The sequence below is a fragment of the Oleiphilus sp. HI0066 genome, assembly GCF_001635725.1.
The window spans coordinates 1-22830 of record NZ_LWFH01001000.1 but is presented as its reverse complement, the minus strand read 5'-3'; the positions used below and the strand labels follow the sequence as shown (position 1 = coordinate 22830).

23 protein-coding genes, 1 pseudogene and 1 riboswitch are annotated in these 22830 nt (G+C 45.7%); of the genes and pseudogenes, 17 read left to right on the top strand and 7 right to left on the bottom strand.

Annotated features, from left to right (window positions below):
* The first annotated feature begins 245 nt into the window (after positions 1-245).
* Positions 246-377, top strand: a riboswitch (guanidine-I (ykkC/yxkD leader).
* A 57-nt stretch (positions 378-434) separates the two neighbouring features.
* From A3738_RS11400 to A3738_RS11360, 9 genes are all read left to right on the top strand, one after another.
* Positions 435-1475 (top strand): putative urea ABC transporter substrate-binding protein, encoded by a 1041-nt coding sequence (locus A3738_RS11400; protein WP_068499870.1) that lies wholly within the window; start codon positions 435-437, stop codon positions 1473-1475.
* Positions 1476-1514: 39 nt separating this feature from the next.
* Positions 1515-2327 (top strand): ABC transporter permease, encoded by an 813-nt coding sequence (locus A3738_RS11395; RefSeq protein WP_068499868.1) that lies wholly within the window; start codon positions 1515-1517, stop codon positions 2325-2327.
* A gap of 10 nt (positions 2328-2337) precedes the next feature.
* Positions 2338-3156 (top strand): ABC transporter ATP-binding protein, encoded by an 819-nt coding sequence (locus tag A3738_RS11390; RefSeq protein WP_231876628.1) that lies wholly within the window; start codon positions 2338-2340, stop codon positions 3154-3156.
* An 89-nt stretch (positions 3157-3245) separates the two neighbouring features.
* On the top strand, positions 3246-3986 hold the full coding sequence (locus A3738_RS11385) for an urea amidolyase associated protein UAAP1 (protein WP_068499866.1): 741 nt from the start codon (positions 3246-3248) through the stop codon (positions 3984-3986).
* On the top strand, positions 3983-4630 hold the full coding sequence (locus A3738_RS11380) for an urea amidolyase associated protein UAAP2 (RefSeq protein WP_068499863.1): 648 nt from the start codon (positions 3983-3985) through the stop codon (positions 4628-4630). The genes A3738_RS11385 and A3738_RS11380 overlap by 4 nt, the downstream gene beginning before the upstream one ends.
* A 67-nt stretch (positions 4631-4697) precedes the next feature.
* Positions 4698-8336 (top strand): urea carboxylase, encoded by a 3639-nt coding sequence (gene uca, locus A3738_RS11375; protein WP_068763602.1) that lies wholly within the window; start codon positions 4698-4700, stop codon positions 8334-8336.
* Between the two features lie 59 nt (positions 8337-8395).
* Positions 8396-10231: an allophanate hydrolase gene (atzF, locus tag A3738_RS11370; RefSeq protein ID WP_068501832.1), complete on the top strand. Its 1836-nt coding sequence runs from the start codon at positions 8396-8398 to the stop codon at positions 10229-10231.
* A gap of 156 nt (positions 10232-10387) precedes the next feature.
* The gene (locus tag A3738_RS11365; RefSeq protein ID WP_068479009.1) at positions 10388-11020 is read left to right on the top strand and encodes an HAD family hydrolase; all 633 of its coding nucleotides are present in this window, start codon (positions 10388-10390) and stop codon (positions 11018-11020) included.
* A 137-nt stretch (positions 11021-11157) separates the two neighbouring features.
* Positions 11158-11754, top strand: a complete 597-nt coding sequence (locus A3738_RS11360; protein ID WP_082878419.1) for a heme-binding protein — start codon at positions 11158-11160, stop codon at positions 11752-11754.
* Here A3738_RS11360 and A3738_RS11355 read toward each other — a convergent pair.
* From A3738_RS11355 to A3738_RS11325, 7 genes are all read right to left on the bottom strand, one after another.
* Complete coding sequence (locus A3738_RS11355; RefSeq protein ID WP_068501828.1) at positions 11738-12871, bottom strand: metal-dependent hydrolase; 1134 nt, start codon at positions 12869-12871, stop codon at positions 11738-11740. The genes A3738_RS11360 and A3738_RS11355 overlap by 17 nt on opposite strands.
* Positions 12872-12934: 63 nt before the next feature.
* Complete coding sequence (locus A3738_RS11350) at positions 12935-13324, bottom strand: hypothetical protein (protein ID WP_068479003.1); 390 nt, start codon at positions 13322-13324, stop codon at positions 12935-12937.
* Between the two features lie 10 nt (positions 13325-13334).
* On the bottom strand, positions 13335-13868 hold the full coding sequence (locus A3738_RS11345) for a GNAT family N-acetyltransferase (RefSeq protein WP_068501824.1): 534 nt from the start codon (positions 13866-13868) through the stop codon (positions 13335-13337).
* Positions 13869-13903: 35 nt separating this feature from the next.
* Positions 13904-14353, bottom strand: a complete 450-nt coding sequence (locus A3738_RS11340) for an isoprenylcysteine carboxylmethyltransferase family protein (RefSeq protein ID WP_068501820.1) — start codon at positions 14351-14353, stop codon at positions 13904-13906.
* Between the two features lie 112 nt (positions 14354-14465).
* Positions 14466-15509, bottom strand: a complete 1044-nt coding sequence (locus A3738_RS11335) for a nickel/cobalt transporter (protein ID WP_068501818.1) — start codon at positions 15507-15509, stop codon at positions 14466-14468.
* A complete protein-coding gene (locus A3738_RS11330; protein ID WP_068501814.1) occupies positions 15500-16186 on the bottom strand; it encodes a DUF1007 family protein in 687 nt (228 codons plus the stop codon). Before A3738_RS11330 ends, A3738_RS11335 begins: the two co-directional genes overlap by 10 nt.
* Positions 16177-16860, bottom strand: coding sequence for a DUF1007 family protein (locus A3738_RS11325; protein WP_068501811.1), 684 nt, complete (start codon positions 16858-16860; stop codon positions 16177-16179). The genes A3738_RS11330 and A3738_RS11325 overlap by 10 nt, the downstream gene beginning before the upstream one ends.
* Positions 16861-17004: 144 nt before the next feature.
* Between A3738_RS11325 and A3738_RS11320 the strand changes: the two genes are divergently transcribed.
* The 8 genes and pseudogenes from A3738_RS11320 to A3738_RS11285 all read left to right on the top strand — a co-directional run.
* The gene (locus A3738_RS11320; protein ID WP_068478987.1) at positions 17005-18126 is read left to right on the top strand and encodes a fatty acid desaturase; all 1122 of its coding nucleotides are present in this window, start codon (positions 17005-17007) and stop codon (positions 18124-18126) included.
* Between the two features lie 45 nt (positions 18127-18171).
* The gene (locus tag A3738_RS11315) at positions 18172-18813 is read left to right on the top strand and encodes a thioredoxin domain-containing protein (protein ID WP_068501809.1); all 642 of its coding nucleotides are present in this window, start codon (positions 18172-18174) and stop codon (positions 18811-18813) included.
* Positions 18814-18864: 51 nt separating this feature from the next.
* Positions 18865-19296, top strand: coding sequence for an OsmC family protein (locus A3738_RS11310; protein WP_068478981.1), 432 nt, complete (start codon positions 18865-18867; stop codon positions 19294-19296).
* Positions 19297-19325: 29 nt separating this feature from the next.
* On the top strand, positions 19326-19703 hold the full coding sequence (locus A3738_RS11305) for an EthD domain-containing protein (protein ID WP_068501807.1): 378 nt from the start codon (positions 19326-19328) through the stop codon (positions 19701-19703).
* 465 nt (positions 19704-20168) lie between these two features.
* Positions 20169-21419, top strand: a pseudogene (locus A3738_RS11300) (dicarboxylate/amino acid:cation symporter).
* A gap of 212 nt (positions 21420-21631) precedes the next feature.
* Positions 21632-21964 carry a hypothetical protein gene (locus A3738_RS11295; RefSeq protein ID WP_068501840.1) on the top strand — a complete coding sequence of 111 codons (333 nt, stop codon included), beginning with the start codon at positions 21632-21634 and terminating at the stop codon, positions 21962-21964.
* 88 nt (positions 21965-22052) lie between these two features.
* Positions 22053-22268, top strand: coding sequence for a TIGR02450 family Trp-rich protein (locus A3738_RS11290; RefSeq protein ID WP_068501804.1), 216 nt, complete (start codon positions 22053-22055; stop codon positions 22266-22268).
* Positions 22269-22331: 63 nt separating this feature from the next.
* Positions 22332-22830 (top strand): dihydrofolate reductase family protein (locus tag A3738_RS11285; protein WP_068763601.1); only part of this gene is annotated, 499 nt, incomplete at its 3' end.

Sequence of the window (22830 nt, the reverse complement as noted above, 5' to 3'; positions counted from 1 at the left end):
TTTCATTTTTCACTTGTCATGGATGGTACGCGTTCGCTCATGTCGAAATAGAGTGATGAGTTATTTTGGTGCGCAGTGTTATGGTGCGCATAATTCTGGTGCTCGAGCGCATCGTTTACTGAACTAGATTAGGCCTCAGTATTTTTTAAATATATGAAATATATAAAAAAATACTCCTTGGCGCAGCGTTTGCAACTCACTACCTGTCCGTACCCTTGTCATACCGGGCAACACAATTTGGTTTTCAAATAGAACGCTAGGGTTCCGGTTAAGCAAAATAAGGCAAACAGCCAATCGCTTAACGACTGGTCCGAGAGCATTCGACCTCTCCTCTGAGAAGAGCATGGGTTACACGGCGGGATAAAAGCCCGGGAGACTTGCTTGGTGTATGCCGAGGGTACTCCGTGTAATACAAACAAAAAGAGAGGTAATCCATGAAACGTATCGCAGCACTTCTTCTTGCGTTCTCACTTTCATCTGTCTCACAAGCTTCTGATAGCTTCAAAATTTGCTGGTCGATTTATGTCGGCTGGATGCCTTGGGCGTATGGCGCCGAGCAAGGCATCGTGAAGAAATGGGGCGACAAATACGGTATCGATATTGAGGTCGTTCAGATTAATGACTACATCGAGTCGATCAACCAATACTCTGCAGGCGAGTTCGCGGCTTGTACGATGACAAACATGGATGCCCTTACGATTCCAGCCGCAGGTGGTGTAGATAGCACGGCGCTCGTAGTTGGTGACTTCTCAAATGGTAACGACGGTATCGTGTTGAAAGGCAAAGATTCCCTAGCTGACATCAAAGGCCAAAACGTTAACTTGGTTGAGTTGAGCGTATCGCATTACTTGCTAGCACGTGGTCTTGAAACGGTTGGTTTAACCGAAAAAGATCTCACTGTTGTGAATACCTCTGATGCAGACATGGTTGCTGTTTATGGCACAGATGACGTTACATCGGTTGCAACATGGAATCCCTTGCTCAGCGAAATCGAAGCGATGCCAAACAGCACTAAAGTATTCGACTCTTCAATGATTCCAGGTGAAATCATCGATTTGCTTGTGATAAATACAGAGACCTTGGCTGCGAACCCTGATCTTGGGAGAGCTTTAGTGGGTGCATGGTACGAAATCATGGGCTTAATGAGTGGCTCTGATGATGCAGCGACTTCAGCAAAAACGTACATGGCAGAAGCATCAGGTACTGACTTGACTGGTTATGAAGCACAGTTAGCAAGTACTGAAATGTTCTACACGCCAGCGCAAGCTCTTGAACTAACAAATAGCGATGCTCTTGTGAGCACCATGGAAAATGTTGCGGAGTTTTCTTTCAAGCATGGCTTGTTAGGTGAAGGTGCTCCAGATGCAGGATTTATCGGAATTGAAATGCCAAAAGGTACCTTCGGTGATGCATCAAACGTGAAGTTCCGTTTTGACCCAAGCTACATGCAGATGGCTGCTGACGGCAAGCTATAGAGCATAAACGAATGCCTGTATTGATGTGAGGCCAAGGCCATGAAGAAACTGATAAACCAGACGCCAGATAGAACATTCAAAGTGTTCTTAGGCTTGCTACCTTTCGTGCTAATGATCGTGCTTTATATGGTGAGTTCGGATGCGCGTTTAGAAGTGAATCCTAATGACAAGCTCCTCCCGAGTTTTAGTCAGATTGGAGATGGTTTATCAAGAATGGCCTTGGAACCGAGCAAGCGCACAGGCGACTATGTTTTTTGGCAGGACACAGCGAGTAGTCTCACACGTCTTGGCCTAGGTGTATTAATCGCTGCGGCCATTGGCTTGTTTGTTGGAGTAATAACGGGCGCTTTGCCTTTGTTTACCGCTTGGGTATCTCCTTTACTGACGGTTGTTTCACTGATTCCTCCTTTAGCCATCCTGCCAATTTTGTTCATCGTTTTTGGTCTAGGTGAGCTCTCGAAAGTTGTCTTGATTGCCATCGGCATTACGCCGTTTATTGCGCGTGATATTCAACGACGAACACAAGAGATTCCGCCCGAGCAACTCGTTAAAGCACAGACTTTAGGTGCCAATACGAGTCAGATTTTAATGCGTGTGGTACTGCCACAAATCCTTCCAAAACTGATTGATGCAGTGCGCTTATCGTTAGGTGCTGGGTGGCTGTTTCTGATTGCTGCTGAAGCCGTAGCCTCAACCGATGGGCTTGGTTACCGCATCTTCTTGGTAAGACGTTATATGGCGATGGATGTGATCTTGCCGTATGTCGCATGGATTACTGTGCTCGCGTTCTTTATCGATCAAGGCTTAAAGCACTTGAACAAAACGTTGTTCCCTTGGAATGAGAGAGCATAAGACAATGAGCATGATTGATTCTTCAGCAATAGAAAAAACGTCTGATACCCCGATGCTTCAGGTGAACAAGGTTTGGAAAACCTATGGCGACAATGTCGTTCTTGAAGGGCTCGATGTTACCGTACAGCAGGGTGAATTTGTCACCTTAGTTGGCACGTCTGGCTGCGGCAAAAGCACCTTCTTAAACATGTTACTGGGAACTGTTGAGCCAAGCCGCGGAGAAATCTTGCTCGATGGCAAACCTATCCCGAATGAACCCGGAGCTGATCGGGGCATTGTGTTTCAGCAGTATTCGGTGTTTCCGCACATGACGGTTTTAGAAAACGTTGTGACAAGCAAAGGTTTTCAGCGTAAAGGTTTTACGGGTTTGCTGTTCGGCAAAGCGCGAAGAGAAGCGGTAAAAGAAGCCTTAGAAATACTAGATCAAGTTGGCTTGAGTTATGCGGTCGACAAATACCCGCATGAGTTATCTGGTGGCATGAAGCAGCGTTTGGCCATTGCACAAGCCTTGCTTGGTAAACCGAGAATTCTGTTATTGGATGAACCTTTTGGTGCGCTTGATCCGGGTATACGTGCAGATATGCACGCATTGGTGCTCAAGCTATGGAAAGAGCACAAGCTGACTATCTTCATGGTCACACATGACCTGAAAGAAGGTTTTTATCTTGGCACACGTTTGTGGGTCTTCGATAAGTTACGTCATGACGAGCAAGCGCCTCAGCGCTTTGGCGCGGGCATTACCTACGATTTGGCGGTAGGACAGGTTGATCATGACCTATATCGAGAAATCGATGATGACATTCGGCCTGTTCCGCAACAGGTTGCATAAGCCTATTTAGATCGAAGTAATAAGAGACATTAGCAATCAGTCGTGTTTTGCGCGGCTACATCTATTAAAAAAGAAAGTAAGGACAAGTTATGAGCGAGTACATCCGTTCTATTTCTTACACCACTCAAATTGCGGAAGGCTCACATTGGTCTTTTCGCTTACGTAAAGGCACGATTTTACGACTAACAGACTTACTTGGCGGCGCCAACGTTGGAATGTTGTTTTATAACCCCGAGGACTTATTAGAGCGCTACAACGCGCCTGATACCCTCAAGTGCCAGCACACATTTAAACTCACAAAAGGCAATTGCTTGTATTCAGATATGGGGCGAATTTTCGCTTCGATCGTTGAGGATTCTCTCGGCTGGCACGAATCAGTTTGTGGTAATTCTCATGCCTCTCATATTGAGGCGCGCTGGGGTGCGCGTGACTATCAAACAGATCGAAATGATTGGCTGCAAAATGGGCACGACGCGACCTTAGTAGAGCTTGCGAAATATGGTTTGGGCCCCGCAGATTTGGCGGCAAACATTAATTGGTTTAGTAAGGTCTCGGTAAATTCTGAAGGTCAGATGGCACTTGATGCCTCGGCAGATACACAAGGTGCTTCAGTGACTTTGCGTATGGAGATAGATTCCATTGTTGTGCTGCATACCTGCCCACATCCTTTAGATCAGTCTTCAAGCTACCCAACAATGGACGTAAAAATTGAATTGGGTGAGGCATTGCCTGTCACCGAAGATGATTACTGTAAGAATTTCCGCCCTGAAAATGGACGAGGATTTGCAAACAATGCCTTGTATCAGTTGGGCTTAGGGGGCACGCCATGATTATTGAGAGCACATTACTTCCTGAAAATGCACTGACCCGACAAGTGGTTGATGCAGGGGACTATTACATTGGTGTGGTCAATGCGGGAGAAATCATCCGTATTCTAGACCTAGAAGGCAACCAAGCCGCTGACACCTTGTTTTTTAATGCACACAACCCGACTGAACGTTACAGCGCGATGGATACTGTGCGCGAGCAGGGTGCTGTTTACCTCACTGCAGGTTCAGAGCTTCGATCAAATTTTAATAACGTGATGCTTGAAATTGTTGCTGACACTTGCGGTCGTCACGACACCCTTGGTGGTGCTTGTGCGACGGAAAGCAATACTGTGCGCTATGACCTCGAAAAGCGTTGCATGCACGCCTGTCGTGATAGCTGGATGTTGGCGATTGCCGAGAATCCTCAGTACGGAATTACGAAGCGCGATATCAGTCATAACATCAATTTCTTTATGAACGTCCCTGTCACAGAAGAGGGCGATTTAACCTTCGAAGATGGTATTTCTGGCGCTGGGAAATATGTCGAGCTACGCGCCGAGATGGACGTGGTGGTGCTTATTTCGAATTGTCCGCAACTTAACAACCCTTGCAATGGCTACAACCCCACGCCTATTGAATATTTAGTCTGGTCGAGCGCGGCCTAAACGCACAGCAACCTCAGTGGACGACCACTGTTGTATTTTCATGCGGGACGGCCCGACACGATGATCTATGTTCAACAAAGTATTGATTGCGAATCGTGGAGCTATTGCCGCACGCATCATTCGCACTCTGAACGAATTGAATGTCGCGTCAGTTGCGATCTACGCGCAGAGCGACGCCCAAAGCCTTCATGTTCGTCAAGCTAGTGAGTCTTACTGCTTAGGTGATGGCCCTGCCGCTGACACCTATCTTGATATCGATAAAATTATCGCCATTGCCAAAGAGTCGGGTGCACAAGCGATCCACCCCGGATATGGTTTTCTTAGCGAAAACCCGAGATTTGTAGAGCGTTGCGAATCTGAAGGCATCGCGTTTAGCGGGCCGACGCCAGAACAGATTCAAGTCTTTGGACTCAAGCACAAAGCGCGTGAGCTAGCCCAAAAAGCAAACGTACCCTTGTTATCGGGGTCGGAATTATTACCAAGCTTGGATGAAGCGCTGCGTGTTGCTGAAAACATTGCTTATCCGATCATGCTCAAAAGCACCGCTGGTGGCGGTGGCATCGGCATGCAAGTGTGTTTAGGTCCTGAAGAACTCGAGCAAGCTTATGATTCTGTAAAACGACTTGGTGCGAATAACTTTGCGGATGATGGTGTTTTCATCGAGAAATTCATTGCACGCGCGCGTCATATTGAGGTTCAGGTGTTTGGTGATGGACAAGGCAATGCCTTAGCCATTGGAGAGCGCGATTGCTCTAGCCAGCGTCGTAACCAAAAGGTCGTGGAAGAATGTCCTGCGCCAAATTTACCCGCAGAGCTTGCAGCAGAGCTGCATCAAACCGCTGAGGCTTTATTGTCTCAGGTAAGTTATCGCAATGCAGGCACGGTTGAGTTTCTTGTTGATGCCGATACGCACCAATTCTATTTCTTAGAAGTGAATACCCGCTTACAAGTTGAGCACGGTGTTACCGAAGAGGTCTTCGACATCGACCTCGTCGAGTGGATGCTAAAACTCGCATCTGGAGAAGACATTGATCTTGCCAATAAACGTAAGAATTTGAAGGCGCATGGGCATGCTATTCAAGTGCGTTTGTATGCGGAAGATCCATATCGCGACTTCCAACCTTGTCCAGGGTTGCTCAGCAAGGTGTCGTTTCCAGGCTACCCACATGTGCGCATTGATCACTGGATTGAGTCGGGCATTGAAGTACCTCCTTATTTTGATCCTATGTTGGCGAAAGTCATCGTTAAGGGGCATGACCGTCAGCATGCTTTGATTTGTTTACGCGATGCGCTCGATGATATTCGCTTGTACGGTGCAGAAACGAATCTTGCGTATCTAAAGCGTTTGTTACGCGACCCTGTTTTGGAAGGTGGTCTCGTTACGACACGTTATTTGAATGACTTTACATTCACACCTGCACGCATTGATGTGATCACTGGCGGAACGCAGACGACCATTCAAGATTTGCCAGGCCGAGTAGGGTATTGGGATGTTGGCGTTCCGCCATCTGGACCGTTTGATAGTTATTCATTCCAGTTGGGTAATCGCCTATTAGATAACCCAGATGATGCAGCAGGCCTAGAAATTACCGTTCAAGGTCCTGAGCTGCAATTCCAGACAAGCACACAAGTGGTCATCACTGGTGCCAAGATCGAGTCCACCCTTGACGATAAGCCCATTGAGCTAAATCAAGTATTAAGTATTAACGCGGGAGAAGTTCTAAAACTTGGCCGTATTACTGGTGCCGGCACGCGCGCTTATCTTTGCATTCAAGGTGGTTTGAATTGCCCAGCATATATGGGCTCTCGTTCGACATTTACCTTAGGACAGTTTGGCGGACATAACGGTCGTGCTTTGCGTATTGGTGATGTCTTACATCTAAATCAGATTGATCGCGCTGGGGATGAAAGTTCTTCAGATGACAATACTTCTCTTGATAGTAGCTCCCATGAGCAGGCGCCGATTGAACTTCTCCCTAGCATTGAAAACATGTGGGAGCTGCGGGTTATCTGCGGGCCTCATGGTTCGCCTGACTTTTTCACACGGGAAGATATTGATACCTTTTTTGAACATACCTGGGAAGTGCATTACAACTCAAGCCGCACGGGTGTTCGCCTAATTGGACCAAAGCCCAATTGGGCGCGAGAAAACGGCGGTGAGGCAGGGTTACATCCTTCTAATATTCACGATAACGCTTACGCCTTTGGTACGGTAGATTTTACCGGCGATATGCCTGTTATCCTTGGTCCAGATGGACCATCTCTTGGTGGATTTGTTTGTCCTGCGACGGTCATTCAAGCAGACCTCTGGAAATTAGGCCAGCTCAAAGCGGGTGCTAAAGTGCGCTTTAAGGCTGTTTCTGTCACGGATGCCGTCGAGTTGTACGCACGTCAGCAGCGTTGTTTGCGTTCTTTGCATTTTGAAAAAGAAGTGATCGAGCACGAGCCACAAACTACACCGATCTTAAAGACCTTATCTGCTGAAGAGTATGGCGTTGCGGTGACATATCGTGTCGCCGGTGATCAGTTCTTGTTGGTCGAATATGGTGAGCAGAGCTTAGATATTGCTCTACGTTTTCGAGCGCATGCTTTGATGCAATTCTTGCAAGATGCAGACATAGAAGGTGTGCTTGAACTCACTCCGGGAATCCGTTCTCTTCAAGTGCACTATGACAGTCAGACCCTGTCTTTAGGCGTGTTGATGCTGCACTTGCAGTCAGCAGAGGATGCCTTGAAAACACGACTTCAGTCTTTACGTGTACCATCGCGTACGGTTTATTTGCCGCTGTCTTGGGATGACGAAGCTTGTCGATTGGCGATTGAAAAGTACGATCAAACCGTTCGTGAAAACGCACCGTGGAGCCCAAGTAATTTAGAGTTTATTCGCCGTATCAATGGGCTAGAAAGCATTGATGATGTGAAGAAAATTGTCTTCGATGCCTCTTACTTGGTGATGGGTTTAGGCGATGTGTACTTAGGTGCGCCGGTTGCCACGCCTGTCGATCCCCGTCATCGTCTTGTGACCACAAAGTACAATCCAGCGCGCACGTGGACAGCCGAAAACTCTGTTGGCATCGGTGGCTCATATCTATGTGTTTATGGCATGGAAGGGCCGGGCGGTTATCAGTTTGTTGGCCGCACGCTTCAAATGTGGAATCGCTACAGGAAGACCGAGTTTTTCGAGAAACCTTGGCTTTTGCGCTTCTTTGATCAAATTCGATTCTATGAGGTTTCTCACGACGAATTGATGACAATTCGTGAGCAATTTCCTGTTGGCACTTACCCGATCAAAGTTGAAGAAGGCTCATTCAGCCTATCTGAATATCAAGCGTTTTTATCCGAGAATCAAGAATCCATTGATACCTTTAAGGGCAAACGCGAAGCCGCTTTTGAAGCGGAGTTGGCAGAGTGGCATCGTACAGGACAGTTTAACTTCGAAGTGGCTGAAGATAATCTCGATTTGAGTGAAACGAGCTGGGAGGAAGGGCAGATTGTTGTAGACAGCCCTGTATCAGGGAGTGTTTGGCAGAGCGAGATTACGTCGGATTCAGAAGTTGTTAAAGGTCAGGTCTTGATGATTTTAGAGTCCATGAAAATGGAAATTCCTGTTCATGCGACAAGCTCGGGCGTCGTCAAACAAGTGCTACTAGATAAAGGTCAGCGCGTGTCGCCAGGACAAGCCTTAGTAGTGATCGAAGAGCACTAAGGCGCAAAGGTGTGCCTGTCTAAAAAACGTGAACAGAATAATCAAAGAGAACAGTAGTAATGAATAGTTTAAACCTAGCGATTGCGGATCAAACCATCACACCATTAAGCATCGAAACACTCAAGCAGGCCTATGCCGCTGGAACCACAACGCCTAGACAAGTATTGGCAGATATTCGTGAGCGCACAGAGGCTTATAGCGATCGGAATATTTGGATTCACTTATTAAGCGACGCCGAGCTTGATCGCTACCTAAGCAAACTGGAAGCGGGTGACGTCAATTCTCTGCCTTTGTGGGGCGTTCCGTTCGCGATCAAAGACAATATTGATCTGGCAGGTATTCCGACCACAGCCGCCTGTGAAACCTTCGCCTACACACCCGATGAGTCTGCGTTTGTGGTCGATCAACTTATCAAAGCAGGCGCCATACCTGTTGGTAAAACGAATCTGGATCAATTTGCCACAGGGCTAAATGGCACACGCTCGCCCTACGGTGAATGTCGTAATGCCTTCGATGCGAAGTACATCAGTGGTGGCTCAAGCGCGGGTTCATCTGTGTCAGTCGCCTTAGGCCTAGCAAGCTTCAGTTTAGGCACTGACACCGCCGGTTCAGGACGCGTGCCGGCCTGCCTGAATAACTTATATGGCGTTAAACCAACACGAGGGTTGTTGTCTGCCAGCGGCATGTTGCCAGCGTGTCGTAGCTTAGATTGCATGACGATTTTTGCGCTGAACGCAGATGAATCGAACTTAGTTTTGTCGGTCGCAGAAGGGCTTGATGACAATGACGGCTATAGTCGTGCCAATCCTTATCCTAATCAAACACGGCAATATGGTGTGCGTGCAGGGGATTTGAAAATCGGAGTCATCCAATCAGATCAGCTCGAATTCTTCGGTGACGCAGCATACGAGCACGCGTATTTAGCGACTGTAGAACGCATTAAAGATGACGGTGCTCAGATTGAAGAGCTCGACTTCTCGCCCTTTGTTGAAGCTGCGAAATTGTTATACGAGGGACCTTGGGTAACTGAGCGTTACTTGGCAACACAACCTTTAATTGATGAGCAACCTGAAGCAATGTTCCCAGTTGTGCGAGAGATCATCGAACCAGGCAAGAATGCAAGTGCTGCGGCCTTGTTTACCGCGCAATATCGCTTGCAAGAATTGAAAGCAAAATGCGATGCGATTGTTGCACAATATGATTGTTTGCTAACGCCGACGGCAGGGCGCTTCTTTACAGTTGATGAGCTACTTGAAGAGCCTGTTTTGCGTAACAGTCAGTTGGGACATTACACCAACTATATGAACTTGCTAGACATGAGTGGCTTAGCCATTCCAACAGCCTTCACGGATCAAGGTTTACCTTTTGGCGTGACTTTAGTGGGCCCTGCCTTTGCTGATCGTGCATTGCTGTCCATCGCTAAACGCTTTGAGACATTGTTTGATCTTCCACTCGGCGCTTCAGATTTATCTCGCGAGCGCACAGAAGCCGCACAGGTATCGACAACACAGACGGTAGATGTACTTGTATGTGGTGCGCATTTGGAGGGCTTGCCATTGAACTGGCAGTTGAAGGAGCGCAAGGCAGTACTGAAGTTAAAAACACAAACCGCACCTGGATATCGAATGTATGCACTTGCTGGTGGGCCTCCATTTAGACCTGGCCTAGTGTTAGATGAAGAAAAAGGGGCTGCCATTGATGTCGAGATTTGGACTGTGCCCTCTGAACAGTTTGGGAGTTTTGTTGCAGGAATACCTGCGCCCTTAGGCATTGGTAAGGTCAAACTGGCAGATGGTTCGTTTGTTAGCGGATTCATTTGCGAACCTTACGGTTTAGAAGGCGCCGAAGAAATTACGCAGCTTGGCGGCTGGCGTGCTTACATGGCGACAAAATAAGCCTAGCCTGATCATTTTTTGATTAGGCTCTGGATGTTTTGGTATGTCAGGCAACCATTATGCAAGCTTCACGACAAGGCCAAAACTGTTATCTCATCGTAAGCTCACTCATACTAGTAAAAGTTCAATGTTCAATGCTTGGTGTGAGTGTGTTTTATGTCAGACAGTGTCAACGTCAAAGAATTACCTAAGGCAGTCATCTTTGATTTAGATGGCACCTTGGTAACGTCTAGTCTCGATTTTGTTCTCTTATGCAAAGAGACGGGATGTGTGCCGGGGCAGGATATTCTGCGATATGTCGAAGACTTGCCCGAGCATGAGCAATCTTCAGTCAAGGCAACGATTCATGACCATGAGATGCGCGACGCGCATAGCTCTGAAGTAATTGCTGGAGTGCCTGAGACGCTGCTCAAACTCAGTAATTCATCCATCAAAACAGGCGTTGTCACACGCAATTCGATTCCTGCAAGTCAACTGAAACTTGATCGTAGTCAGTTGCGAGTGGGAAGAGTACTTGCACGTGAGCACGCCCCTCCTAAGCCTTCACCTGACGCTTTATTGATGCTCGCCGACGAATGGCAAGTTGACCCCAAGCATTGTATCTACGTTGGCGATTTTCGTTACGATCTCGAAGCCGCGCACAATGCAGGTATGCATGCCGCTTGGTATGCCTCAGGGTATTCTTCTCAACCGGAATGGGCGCATCTCGCGCACTTTGATTTCTCTCATTATAACGATTTTATTCCTACATTAGCCGCGTATTGGCGAAAAGTTTCTGCGGGCGCGTAGCAAATTTAATAAGTCAGTCATCTGCAACTGATCACTTCAAACTTTCAATCCGTACACAATTAGGCATCGGTCGTTACGTCGATAAACTGGCTTTAGAGCTTAGCTTGATATTTTAGGTAGAGGACATAGATTGAACAATGGTTTGGAAAAACATTTTTGTTGCATTGATAGTAAGCACGTTTTTCTTAGCAAGCGGGTGTAGCTTGGTACGGCATACGATTGAACACGCACCGTATTCAGTTATTGAAACTAAGAACGCGGAAGAAGCGGAGTCTGAAAATATCGAAGTACGTGAATATCAACGTCTGTTGTTAGTGACTGCGCCGATGAACCCAGGCTCTAGAGAGGATGGGGCCTTTCGTAAGTTATTTGCTTATATCTCTGGCGAAAATAGCGAAGAGAAAGAAATTTCAATGACTGCGCCAGTGTTTATGGATCCGGCAAAGACAGAACAAATGTCTTTTGTGCTGCCCGAAAGTTTTGAGCTGTCGACTGCGCCGAGCCCGAGAGATGCTGCGGTCGAGGTTCAAGAGCTCCGTAACATGAAGATGGCGGTTATCCGTTTCAGTGGTACCTTGAGCGAGGAAAATATTTCAGATAACCGCACCATCCTAGAAGATTGGATTACAGAGCAGGGTTACGAAATGGATGGGCCTGTGCTGATTGCTGGCTATGACCCACCGACCTCCATTCCTTGGTTTCGGCGTAACGAAGTTCTTATTCCGATTCGCTAACTTCAGGCGCTGATCTTGCGCTTATTATAGGTTCTGGGTGCAAAGAGACTTCATTATCAAAGAAGCGATCCCAAAGTAGCGGTAGACGAGACATATCGCGCAGCGTTTCAGTACGGCGCGCGACCATCGGCTCGATGCTCACGTTTCCGTTCTCGCTACTCTCTTTATTCTCACTTCTATCAGTGGAATCGCTATCCGCACTTCTTTTTACTTGCTTTCCGACAGCGAAATTAAAGACATAACTATCTTCCAAACCCATACGAAGGTCAGTCATCACCACTTCATTATTGACGAGTTCCGCCCGGTAAAAGCCTTTGGTAAACCACTGTAGACGCTGCACGTTCCATTGATCTGCAATGTCGCTCAGTAGTTCTTCACCTTTTGGGTAGGCACGAAAATCAACAGACTCAGGAGAATCCCATACGGCGACGTGTGCGACATAATAGTCTTGGTCATTGATCGCCACTACGCGCCACAGCAAGGTGTTCAAGGGCATTGGCGTAGTCAGCACAGCGTATACGTTCATGTTTTGCTGAACGAGAGTCTCTTGCAAAATACTTTTCATGGTCGATTTTGCGACTAACGACCAAGCTAAATAACTCGAGCTAATAACGAGCGCACAGACACTGGCTATGCGTGCCTTACGGCTATTCCACCCTACATATGCAGCTATCCCTAAACCAATCAATAAAGGCAATGTGTAGGCTAGATCAATAATAAACAGACTAGAAATACCAAAAGGGTATTCGGTAATAGGCCAAAGCAGTTGCGTGCCATAAACGGTAAACGCATCTAAAAGTGAGTGGGTCCAAAAAATAGCCAAAATGGCTGCCCCCCATCGAAGTTTATGTTCGTGGGTTTGGGGGTGAATTTTAATGGCTAACCAAACTAGTAAAGGCGTTACGAGCGCTTGGACAAATAGGCTATGACTGAAACCTCTATGGTAGGTAAAGTCCTCGACGACTCCGCCATAAGGAATAAGTACATCTAGATCGGGTAGGGTGCCGAGCGCGGCTCCCCAAACGGGAGCTAGTCGACCGATCTTGCTCCCAACTTTCGTTCCAAGAATGGCATGACCAACGGTCGCCCCTAGTGCAGCTTGGCTAAGTGAATCCATTAAGTGTTCTCGTTGCTCTCGTTAGTTGCGTTAGTCGCGTTGATGCGGGTATCGAAGATAGATTTAATTGTTCCGCAAAGGTTCAGAATGGTTTTTGAAATACTGAATCACATCGTGGATATCAAAAACTAATGAGATGCTTAGAAAGCCGGCTAAGCCTACAAGGTAGCTATGAAACGCACCTGTGTAATCGCCAAGATAAACAAGAATGTAAGCGAGAAGAGGAACCCATAGAAGATGCGCTAAGCCTAAAATTTTCTGATAGCCGAAGTAGCAATACATACCAACCATAACGATGCCTTGGAACGCAAAAATACCAAGAATGGCTTGAGCCAGTTCATATTCTAAAAATGCAATGCTGCCCAGGTTGATCGCCATCAGCGCATTCACCCAAATAACGACCCAAGTTGGTTGTTGAAATAGCTCAATCATAAATCCGCTTGGTTTTTTCATGGAAAACTCCTCAGGCCTGTTTGTATTTTTCTAATTCGAGTAGGTAATAACATTTTGTGTAGGCTAAGCCTTCGAGCACTTCATCTTCTTGGTATTGGAATGTCGCGCCGAGCTTTTCAACCGCTCTACGTGAACGATGATTCTCACTACCAATATGGAACCAAATTTTATCTACGTAAGGCGCAATAAAGTTGATCATCAGATCCTTCATTTCGGTATTGGCGCCTGTTCCCCATTCTTCGCACGCGAGGAACGTGTAGCCAATCGCGATCTCTCTATGTTCTGGTTTGAAATCATAGAAGCGCGTTGAACCAACGACATTGCCTGAGCTCGTATTGATAATTGTATAGGCGCTATCGCTTGCTGCTGCACCATCGAAAAAACGCGTTTTAAAGCGCTCACGCTGATAGCGTTTTGAATCAGGATGTTGAGCCCAAACTTCTGGATTCGATGCGCTGGTAGCGAGTGCTTCGAAATCGTCGGCGGTGAGGGGTCTTAAGGTGATTTTTTTACCGATTAATTCAAGATCAAAACGAATGTTCATACTGCCTTATTAGAAGCCTTGCTCGCCCGATGAAGTTAGTAAACATAAGGCAGGATTAGTTTTGTTGTTTTTGTCCATTGTGCGTAAGGCTGAGGAAATTTGTCTGCAACCTGTTTGTCTTCGACTTTAGCTTGCATCACTAGTGCGAGAATGCCAAGCACAAAAATCAGTAAGGTAAGGCTATGCGCAGCAATCAGTACGTAACCCAACATCATGAACATCTCGCCGAAATACATTGGGTGACGAATACGTTTAAATAAGGCCGTTTGAGTGACGAGATATTCCATCTCTTCTAATCTTTTGTTATCGCGTTTGATGAGCCAGTAATGACTCAAAAAAATAGCACCGCCAACGAGTACAAGAATTCGCCCAGCCAGAGAATCGCTTGTGTTGATATCGGGTAGCCAGCTTGTGAACGCACTTATAATGATGCTCGCTATGAGCAGAATCGAACAAGTAAGCTTTGTAAGCCACCAATAAGACATGTTTCTTTCATCTTTTAATCATCTTAGAAGCAATACGTATTAAAGCTTAATAGGCGATTTACTTAGATGAGATCATTTTTTTATATGTCAGGGTACTTTTTGATTTAGTCTTTTAGCGACCAAGCAGTAATGGATGCTCCGCAACCGGAGTCAATGTGACAGATAATAATCCCCAGCCGAATGCAATAAGTAGTGCCCCGCCAGCTATTTGAAGATATAAGCCAAAATGACTAAACACCGCCGTCGAGCTCGATTCGCTAGCGTTTAGTAGGCGTTCAAAGAACCCTCTCGCGAATACGGTTCCTGCTGCAATGAGCGCGATAGAAATGCCAGTGCCTAGTCCCATCGCCAAGGTGGCGACGATCCCAAATCCATAGGCATTGACTAAATAGGCATAGGTCAAAACGATTAGTGCGCCAGAGCAAGGACGGAGCCCCATCGAGAACACGAGCGTTAGGTTCTGTAGCCAGGTGCTGTCGTCTTTGACTTCAATGGCATGGTTGCAGCCACAACATACATTATGTGCATAATGTTCATGGTGAGAATGATGTTCGTGCTCATGATGGTCGTGTTGGTGAGCGTGGGAGTGATGATCATGTGGATGGGCATGGTCATGATGCTCATGGTGCGAGTGTGCACTTGAATTTGAGATGCTCACTACTTTGCGTAATTTATTACCTGACTTCAGTAAAATATACAGACCCAAAGACATCACCAAGGCATAGCCTACTTGTGTAAGTTGTTCTCCCATCGTTTGCACTTCACCAAAGGTAAACTGGAGCATCTGGCCAATTACACTGACAAGAATAATCGCAACGATTGATTGCAGTAGTGCTGCGGCAAATGACAAAGCCGCGCCTTTCTTAACGCTCGCCCCTTGGGTACCAACGTAAGTCATGATCACAGCTTTGCCATGTCCTGGGCCAATGGCGTGAAAGACGCCATAAGCAAAGCTAAGGCTGATTAAGGCTAAGCCGTAAGTTTCAGGATGTTGCGCTACATTGGACATATGCTCTGATAACATACTGTGCAGCTCTTTCTGTTGGCTAGTGATGTAAATCATCCAGTCTGTCCAATTCAGCGTGGCCCAATAAATGCCGCCAGCAATGAGGCAAAGAAAGATTGCAGCTAGAAGCTTTGAGGGAGTTAAATGCATTGAATAACAGCTCTTTCAGCAAATTGATCGCCAAGCCCATCTGTGTCGCGACGTGACTGATCCAAGCTATTGGCGTAGGCGATGGTTTCTTCGGTAGGATTTGGAATCACGAGATCTTTACCGCACTCTAAGTTCAGTCCACCGACAATCGAGATATCGTCAACGGATTTGTGGTTCATCGCAATGTAATAGGTTGGATCGTACACAGACCAGACGACTTTTTTACCATCTAAATTAATGGGATTCTCGAAACGAATCGTAAAGTCGAGCGTCATAAAACTTACCGGTGGTTGAGGCTCAATACGCAGCGACGCTTGATTCGCTCTTGGTATATCGATGTTGTTTCCATCAACAATTAGGTTTGAGAAATAGTTGTGGCGAGCAAGGTTTTTGCGCATGTCTTCGGCCATCAGCTTTAGGCCGACAGTCTCGTCGTCATAAGCGTTTTTTAAACTTGCAGAGGTGATCATGGAGTAGATGGCATCGAACTCCCATGACTGTTGAATTTCGATTAAACGGTTGTCGGCATCCACTAAGAATTGTGTTTTTATACTGATCCAGTTGTGCGGGTGCGCGAGCGCGACAGTGCTACTCAGCGAACTAAGTAAGGCAAATACAAAGGCGCGTATCGAGAATGCTTTTAATCGGGTCTTATTATATTTTTGGACTAATTGCATTGTATCGTGACTCGTTCAGAAAATAGTTGTCCCAGACCATCACTATCTCGCTGCGTTTGATCAAGGCTAGCGGCATAGTCTATGTCTTCTTGTGTTGGCGAGGGCAGTTTAAATTGCTTCGCGCAACGCGTTTTCTCATTCGCAATCACATTGACTGCATCGGCTGAATGGTGATTCATCGCGACATAGTACGTCGGATCGAATACCGACCATGTGATTGCTTTTCCTGCTAATTTTACGGGAGTATCAAACGCAAAGATTTGCTTGAGTTTGAGTTTTCCTTGCTCTGAATATGGCTCAAACTTCGCGTAAACTGGCTTGCTCAGCGGTATGTCGATTTTGTCGAGCTGTAAACTCGAAAAATACTTGTATGGCTTAAGATTAGTAACCATATCTTGGGCCAACATTTCGAGTCCGAGCATTTCATTCTCGTATTCTTTCGTAACGGTTTCTAGTGCTATGCGTGAATAGACTTCATCAAACTCCCAAAGTTGCGTGATCTCAATGAGATTTCCGTCTGCATCAAGCGTGAGTGTTGTCTGCACATCTATCCAAGAGTGAGGGTGTGCATGTGCGACCGAAACCCAAATTACAGTGCTCAACAAAAAACGAAATACTACTTTCAACATGTCACGGCTTAGCAAGATAATCGTTAGGGGCACATCTTTACTCATGCCCTAGGCGGATGCAATCTCTTAAGTGGCCATGCAATGTGCATATTTAACAGTTCTAAACACTAAACATTTGTAAGCTGAATGTTATTGTCATCTTGCTCTGTTAATATGCGCATCGTCATAAATAAAACAAGCGGTATTTGAATGAGCGGTAAGCCAAAACTTCTTTGGGTGAATGTCCTGTTTTTCGTTATAACTGGGCTGTTTGCAGCAGTTGTTGTGCCTTGGTATGGCTTTGTTGAGGGCTACGATATATTCCAGGTCGTGGCAGCTCTCTTGTGTATGGGTTTTTGTGGAATGTCGATTACTGCGGGTTATCACCGTTTGTGGTCTCATCCTACCTATAAAACAAAACCTTGGATTCGTGTTGTTTATGCCATAGGCGGGGCTTTCTCGATTCAAAATAGCGCTTTGCACTGGGCATCTGACCACCGTATTCATCACCGCTATGTCGATCAAAACGATAAAGACCCGTATTCCGCAAAAAAAGGTTTCTGGTTCTCGCACATGGGTTGGATGTTGCGTGATTATAATCGCGAAACCTATAACGATTACTCTAACGTTCCTGATTTAAAGCGCGACCCTGTTGTGATGTGGCAGCACCGCAATTATTTGAAGTTAGTCGTGCTGACAAACTTCGGTATTCCTTTTGTAATTGGTGTTTGGCATGGCGATATTATTGGCACCATGTTGATCGTTGGCTTTTTACGTCTTGTGCTCTCTCAACAAGTGACTTTCTTTATTAATTCGCTCGCACACTATTGGGGTAGCCAACCTTATACTGATAAGAATACCGCACGTGATAACGGCATTGTGGCTTACTTGACCTATGGAGAGGGCTACCACAACTACCATCATTGTTTTCAAACAGATTATCGCAATGGCATCCGCTGGTGGCATTACGACCCAACTAAATGGTTCATATTTACCCTGAGTAAATTGGGTTTAGCGAGCAACTTAAAACGCTGTGACGAACATAAGGTCGCCAAAGCAAAAGCAGAAATGGCGATGAAAAATCTTAATGAGAAACTGCGTTTTCATGCCGATGCCGAAGAGATTAAAGCGAAGTTGCAAGCAAAGTTTGATGAACTAGTTGAAGTGATGCATCAAACCAAAATCGCACGACTTGAATGGCTTGAAGCTAAGAAGTGTGAAGTGCGCGAAGCCTACGAGAAGTCTGAAGCGATGAAGCGATATCAAGAACTTAAAGACGCGATGCAACAGCAACGTGATGAGTGGAAGTTACTTCTCGCACAATATGCGTAAACGCTCAGTTATTTTAGTCAAAGATGTACAAGGGAAAAATTGATCATGCTTATTTTGCGTAAACGCATTCGGTCTCTATGCCTATGCTTCGTTGCCTTGTTTGCATTGAGTGCGTGCAGTAATGATGAATCTACTTCTGCGAATACCTTACCAGAAGGTGCAGAGTTGGAGCGTGATTATTCTCCTAGTATGGGGCCTGCTGATGCGCCAGTGACGATCGTTGAATTTTTAGATCCCGCGTGTGAAGCCTGCCGAGCATTCTATCCATATGTAAAAGAAATTATGAAGCGCCATCCGCAAGACGTGCGTTTAGTGCTTCGTTATGCACCGTTCCATCAGGGTTCGGATACGGTAGTACGAATGCTGGAAGCTGCGAGTCAACAAAATGTATACGTTCCAGTTCTAGAGGCGCTATTGATACAACAACAAGAATGGGCATCACACCATGCACCTAATCTAGATCGCGCGTGGGAAATTGCTGCTGCCGCGGGGCTAAATATCGAGAAAACAAAAGCGATCATCGATTCGCCGGAAATGAATGCATTGATCGTGCAAGAGGGTAAAGATCTTCGCGCGTTCAAAGTAGATAAAACGCCAACCTTTTATGTAAATGGTCTCGCGCTTGAAAAGCACAGTCCAGATCATCTGTATCAGTTAGTATTAGATCAGCTTAAATCCGCTGAGTAATACGCCAGTTTTCATCTAAACTTCCAATACAAATCTTATTGGGAGTTTATGATGCAAACGATGCCTCATCACTATACGGTCTCTGCCAATTCAGAGTCTGATTCAACGGTAAATCTCGAAGCTGACGGTCTCAGCGCAATCGAATCGATGCCGCCGCCTGAATTTGGTGGGCCAGAGGGTTATTGGTCTCCTGAAAGCTTGCTAGTTGCTTCGATGGCGGATTGTTTCGTCTTGACCTTCAAAGCAATCGCGCGTGCTTCGAAGCTAGAATGGACTAATATCTCATGCGAGGTCGTGGGTACCTTAGGTCAGGTAGATCGCGTGACTCAGTTTACCCAGTTTGATTTGAAGGTTACGGTCGATGTGCCTTCTGGTACTGATTCTGAGAAAGTTGAGCGTATTGCCGAGAAGTCTGAAAAAGGGTGTTTAGTGAGTAACTCTTTAACTGCTAATAAAGTGCTTAACGTTGTGGTGAACGTATAAGTATTTAATTCAAGTGAAAGGAGATTCGCGTGATTAAGTTTATTTTCGTCGTTAAAAGAAAGCCTGATATATCTTCGCAAGAATTTCGAAAGTGTTGGCACGATGCAAACTTTGTCTCCTTAGTGACAGAGGTTGGCAAATTGTTGGGTGCAAGTGATTTCCACATGAGCTTGGTTTTGGATGTCGACTTTAATAAAGAATTAAACGCGGCAAGAGGCGTTGAAGAAACGGCCTTCGATGCGGTGATGGAATACGTGCTTCCTAGCTCGAAAGATCTGAATGCGATTATGGAGTCTGATGCATTTAAAGAGGTCTTTGCCGAGTTGGAAAAGATTGAAGCTGCATTCATTGATTTTCATCATTCGCAACGGTGTTTCATCGAACACCATGACCCCATCATTCCCTGATCAACAGAGAGGTAATATAGGCGCGTTTATAAACCATCTCGCCTTTCACGATGATTCACAGTCATCGACAATGTTTTACTATTGATTCCACTACTGAGGCGCTACATTCGCCACTGATTCATTTCCATTTATTTGTGGCATTGAGTAGGCAAGGAGAGACGCTCAGTCCTTCAGTTGCTTACTGCACTTATCTTATTTTGCTATCGAGTTTGAAGTAGTTTGAAGCTCGGGAAGACCACTACGCCAAAGGGCTCTTTATGCATCCGCAATGGATGTTTGCTTCGAGGGCGTACGTCAAAAGGTGCTATCAGCACTTTTTAAAGGAACACGAGAAATTATTCAGTAATGGCTCTGATGAGTTTTTCGAACTGCTTTATGTATTCATAAATTTCGATTGGCGCTGAACTGTCTGGCACGCAATGACCAGTCATTCTGAGCTAATTCCTTATTTCATGAGGTAAAGACGTGTTACTAAGCAAATATTTCATTGGGAATATCGGTGTTCAAGTGGTCATAGCGATGCTTGTCGGCACGATGGTCGGTATCGCAATGGGACCAGATGCCTCCATGTTTTCGCCGCTTGGCGCTATTTTTATTAATCTGATCAAAATGCTCGTTATTCCTTTAGTGGCGGTCGCATTGGTAGCCGGCGCAGCAGGTTTGGGTAAAAGTGCAAACGCGGGCAAAGTGGGCTTAAGTACGCTTGCATTTTTTGGTGTGACTTCAGCCTTAGCTGTGACATTAGCATTAGGCATGGGTGCGATATTTGGCCCAGGCTTAGGGATTGATGTCTCATCGATAGAAGGAATGCTTTCTTCCGAGTATGCCGATCAAGGTCAGTTGCCAACGTTCTGGGCAACGGTGATTGGAATGATTCCGACGAATATTTTCCAATCATTGAGTGATGCGAATATTCTTCAAATCTTGGTGTTTTGTTTGTTCTTCGGCATTGCTTTGTCAAAGCAAGAGGCCGAAAGACGCGAGCCCATATTGAATGGTGTGAATACAATTGTTGGTAGCTTGGTCTGGATGATTAACAAAATCATGCTCATCGCACCGCTCGGTGTATTTGGCTTGATGGCCGAAGCGGTTGGAACATTCGGCTTCAGTGCTTTGATGGTTGTGTTTAAACTGTTTGTTGTTTACGTGGCCGCGATTCTTATCTTTGGTTTTATTGTTTACCCATTGTTGGTGCATGTATTATCAAAAACGTCTGCTCGAAAATTCTTGGTAGCAATGAAAAAGCCCCAAGCGATCGCGCTATCGACATCATCCTCTATGGCGACTTTGCCTGTCACAATGGAGACAGTTGAAAACGAACTTGGCGTGAAAAATTCAACGGCATCATTTGTGTTGCCATTGGGCGCAACCGTGAATATGTCTGGTAATGCTATTTACTACGGCCTTGTCGCGATCTTCTTTGCGCAGTTATTTAATGTGGATCTTTCACTGACTGCATATGTGGCGATCGTACTCACATCTACCTAGGGTGCTGTTGGTCAAGCCGGTGTACCAGGGCCTTCATTCTTAGTGGTTGCGGTATTGCTAGCGGCGGGTATTCCTATCGAAGGTCTACCTTTGTTGTTCGCACTTGATCGCATCTTCGACATGATTCGCACTGCCTTAAACATAACTGGCGATGCGGCATGTGCATTGATTATTGATGCGATTGCGGAAGTAGAACCTTCAGCAGTAGTTGTCGAAGCATCTAAGTAATAAAACCTCCTCTGCGCTCTCATGCGAACATGGCTGTACAGTCTTGTCGTATGGGGCGCTTTTGCCTGTGATACATTTATTCTTATTAAATATTCAGATAGTGTTATCTACCTGATTAGATGATGATTTTTAATCTGGCGCATTTTTTAGCTAGACGGAACTGTTGGTATAAAATTTATACTCTTGTATAAAAAATAGCAGAGGAAGAGATGATGAAAGCACTAGGTATAACGGCGATGATTTTCGCGATAATCGCTATTCTCGTTCCAATTGCCGGTCCATACCTAACGTTAGTATGCGCATTGTTAGCTGCTTTTGCTGCAGGCCCAGGTTTAACTTTCGGTATTGTCGCTATCTTGCTTAATCTGTTGAACGTTATCTTTCTCTCTCCCTCTCTATGGCTCACCGCGGGTATGGTTAGTGCAGATCAGTCGAATAATAGCGACGCAGTATTAGCCGGTATCGGAGTGATTTTTGTAGGAGCTCAAGTTGTTGCGTTAATAATTTTATCGATAGTACATATGTTGTGGAAGAAATCTGTATAGAACTCAACATCACATTTATCAGCGATGTTGCTCGCCTTGAAAGTAGCTCGGTATTTTGTTTTTGATTTAATCCAGAGAGTTATTTATTTTGAATAAAATCGATCCCAAGAAACTTTTGAATAGTAAGTGGACAGCCGTCAGACCGTTAAATAAAGAGAAGCATTTTATGGTTGCGGAAGTTGAGTTTGATGAAGAGGGAGAAGTTATCCATTGTTTGCTAGAAGCTATCATTTCTAGGCGGACTGCAGCGATCGATTGGAGGCAGCTTCGAGATAAAACACTTTGGAAGCAGGGTTGGAAATAATCGTAGGGAGCCTTTTATGAGCGAGCAAAACATCACGGATTCATCGGTTTTATAGCAACGAGTTTGGATGGCTATATCGCACGAAAAGATGGCAATCTCGATTGGCTAGACAAGGCCAATGCTATCGTCCTCGAGGGCGAAGATTGCGGCTTCGTTGATTTTATTTCTACGGTTGATGTTTTGGTGATGGGTAGCAATACCTATGCGAAAGTGTTGTCTTTTGGTACTTGGCCTTATGAGGTCCCAGTGATTGTTCTAAGCCAACGAGATCTTAGCGTTCCTAATGAGTTATCCGACAAGATTACTATCAGTAAAGAAGCTCCAGAAGATCTGGTTCAGCGCTTATCTGCCGAAGGAAATCAGCGTTTATATATTGATGGTGCTTCGGTCATTCAAAGCTTTTTGTCTAAAGGATTAATCACAGATATGACGATCACAGTCGTTCCTGTATTAATTGGTGAAGGAATTAGTTTGTTCGGCCATACAGAGCAAGATATTGAGCTTGAGCATGTTTCGAGCAAGGCCTATGACTTTGGCTTTACCCAAATAAAGTATCTTGTGA

Excerpts from the sequence above, each read along its gene's own strand:
- uca (WP_068763602.1), top strand. The coding sequence starts at position 4,698 with ATGTTCAACAAAGTATTGATTGCGAATCGTGGAGCTATTGCCGCACGC.
- A3738_RS11365 (WP_068479009.1), top strand. The coding sequence starts at position 10,388 with ATGTCAGACAGTGTCAACGTCAAAGAATTACCTAAGGCAGTCATCTTT.
- A3738_RS11395 (WP_068499868.1), top strand. The coding sequence starts at position 1,515 with ATGAAGAAACTGATAAACCAGACGCCAGATAGAACATTCAAAGTGTTC.
- A3738_RS11295 (WP_068501840.1), top strand. The coding sequence starts at position 21,632 with ATGAAAGCACTAGGTATAACGGCGATGATTTTCGCGATAATCGCTATT.
- A3738_RS11345 (WP_068501824.1), bottom strand. The coding sequence starts at position 13,868 with ATGAACATTCGTTTTGATCTTGAATTAATCGGTAAAAAAATCACCTTA.
- A3738_RS11400 (WP_068499870.1), top strand. The coding sequence starts at position 435 with ATGAAACGTATCGCAGCACTTCTTCTTGCGTTCTCACTTTCATCTGTC.
- A3738_RS11385 (WP_068499866.1), top strand. The coding sequence starts at position 3,246 with ATGAGCGAGTACATCCGTTCTATTTCTTACACCACTCAAATTGCGGAA.
- A3738_RS11340 (WP_068501820.1), bottom strand. The coding sequence starts at position 14,353 with ATGTCTTATTGGTGGCTTACAAAGCTTACTTGTTCGATTCTGCTCATA.
- A3738_RS11390 (WP_231876628.1), top strand. The coding sequence starts at position 2,338 with ATGATTGATTCTTCAGCAATAGAAAAAACGTCTGATACCCCGATGCTT.
- A3738_RS11360 (WP_082878419.1), top strand. The coding sequence starts at position 11,158 with ATGGTTTGGAAAAACATTTTTGTTGCATTGATAGTAAGCACGTTTTTC.
- A3738_RS11335 (WP_068501818.1), bottom strand. The coding sequence starts at position 15,509 with ATGCATTTAACTCCCTCAAAGCTTCTAGCTGCAATCTTTCTTTGCCTC.
- A3738_RS11320 (WP_068478987.1), top strand. The coding sequence starts at position 17,005 with ATGAGCGGTAAGCCAAAACTTCTTTGGGTGAATGTCCTGTTTTTCGTT.
- A3738_RS11315 (WP_068501809.1), top strand. The coding sequence starts at position 18,172 with ATGCTTATTTTGCGTAAACGCATTCGGTCTCTATGCCTATGCTTCGTT.
- A3738_RS11330 (WP_068501814.1), bottom strand. The coding sequence starts at position 16,186 with ATGCAATTAGTCCAAAAATATAATAAGACCCGATTAAAAGCATTCTCG.
- A3738_RS11310 (WP_068478981.1), top strand. The coding sequence starts at position 18,865 with ATGCAAACGATGCCTCATCACTATACGGTCTCTGCCAATTCAGAGTCT.
- A3738_RS11355 (WP_068501828.1), bottom strand. The coding sequence starts at position 12,871 with ATGGATTCACTTAGCCAAGCTGCACTAGGGGCGACCGTTGGTCATGCC.
- A3738_RS11380 (WP_068499863.1), top strand. The coding sequence starts at position 3,983 with ATGATTATTGAGAGCACATTACTTCCTGAAAATGCACTGACCCGACAA.
- A3738_RS11350 (WP_068479003.1), bottom strand. The coding sequence starts at position 13,324 with ATGAAAAAACCAAGCGGATTTATGATTGAGCTATTTCAACAACCAACT.
- A3738_RS11325 (WP_068501811.1), bottom strand. The coding sequence starts at position 16,860 with ATGAGTAAAGATGTGCCCCTAACGATTATCTTGCTAAGCCGTGACATG.
- atzF (WP_068501832.1), top strand. The coding sequence starts at position 8,396 with ATGAATAGTTTAAACCTAGCGATTGCGGATCAAACCATCACACCATTA.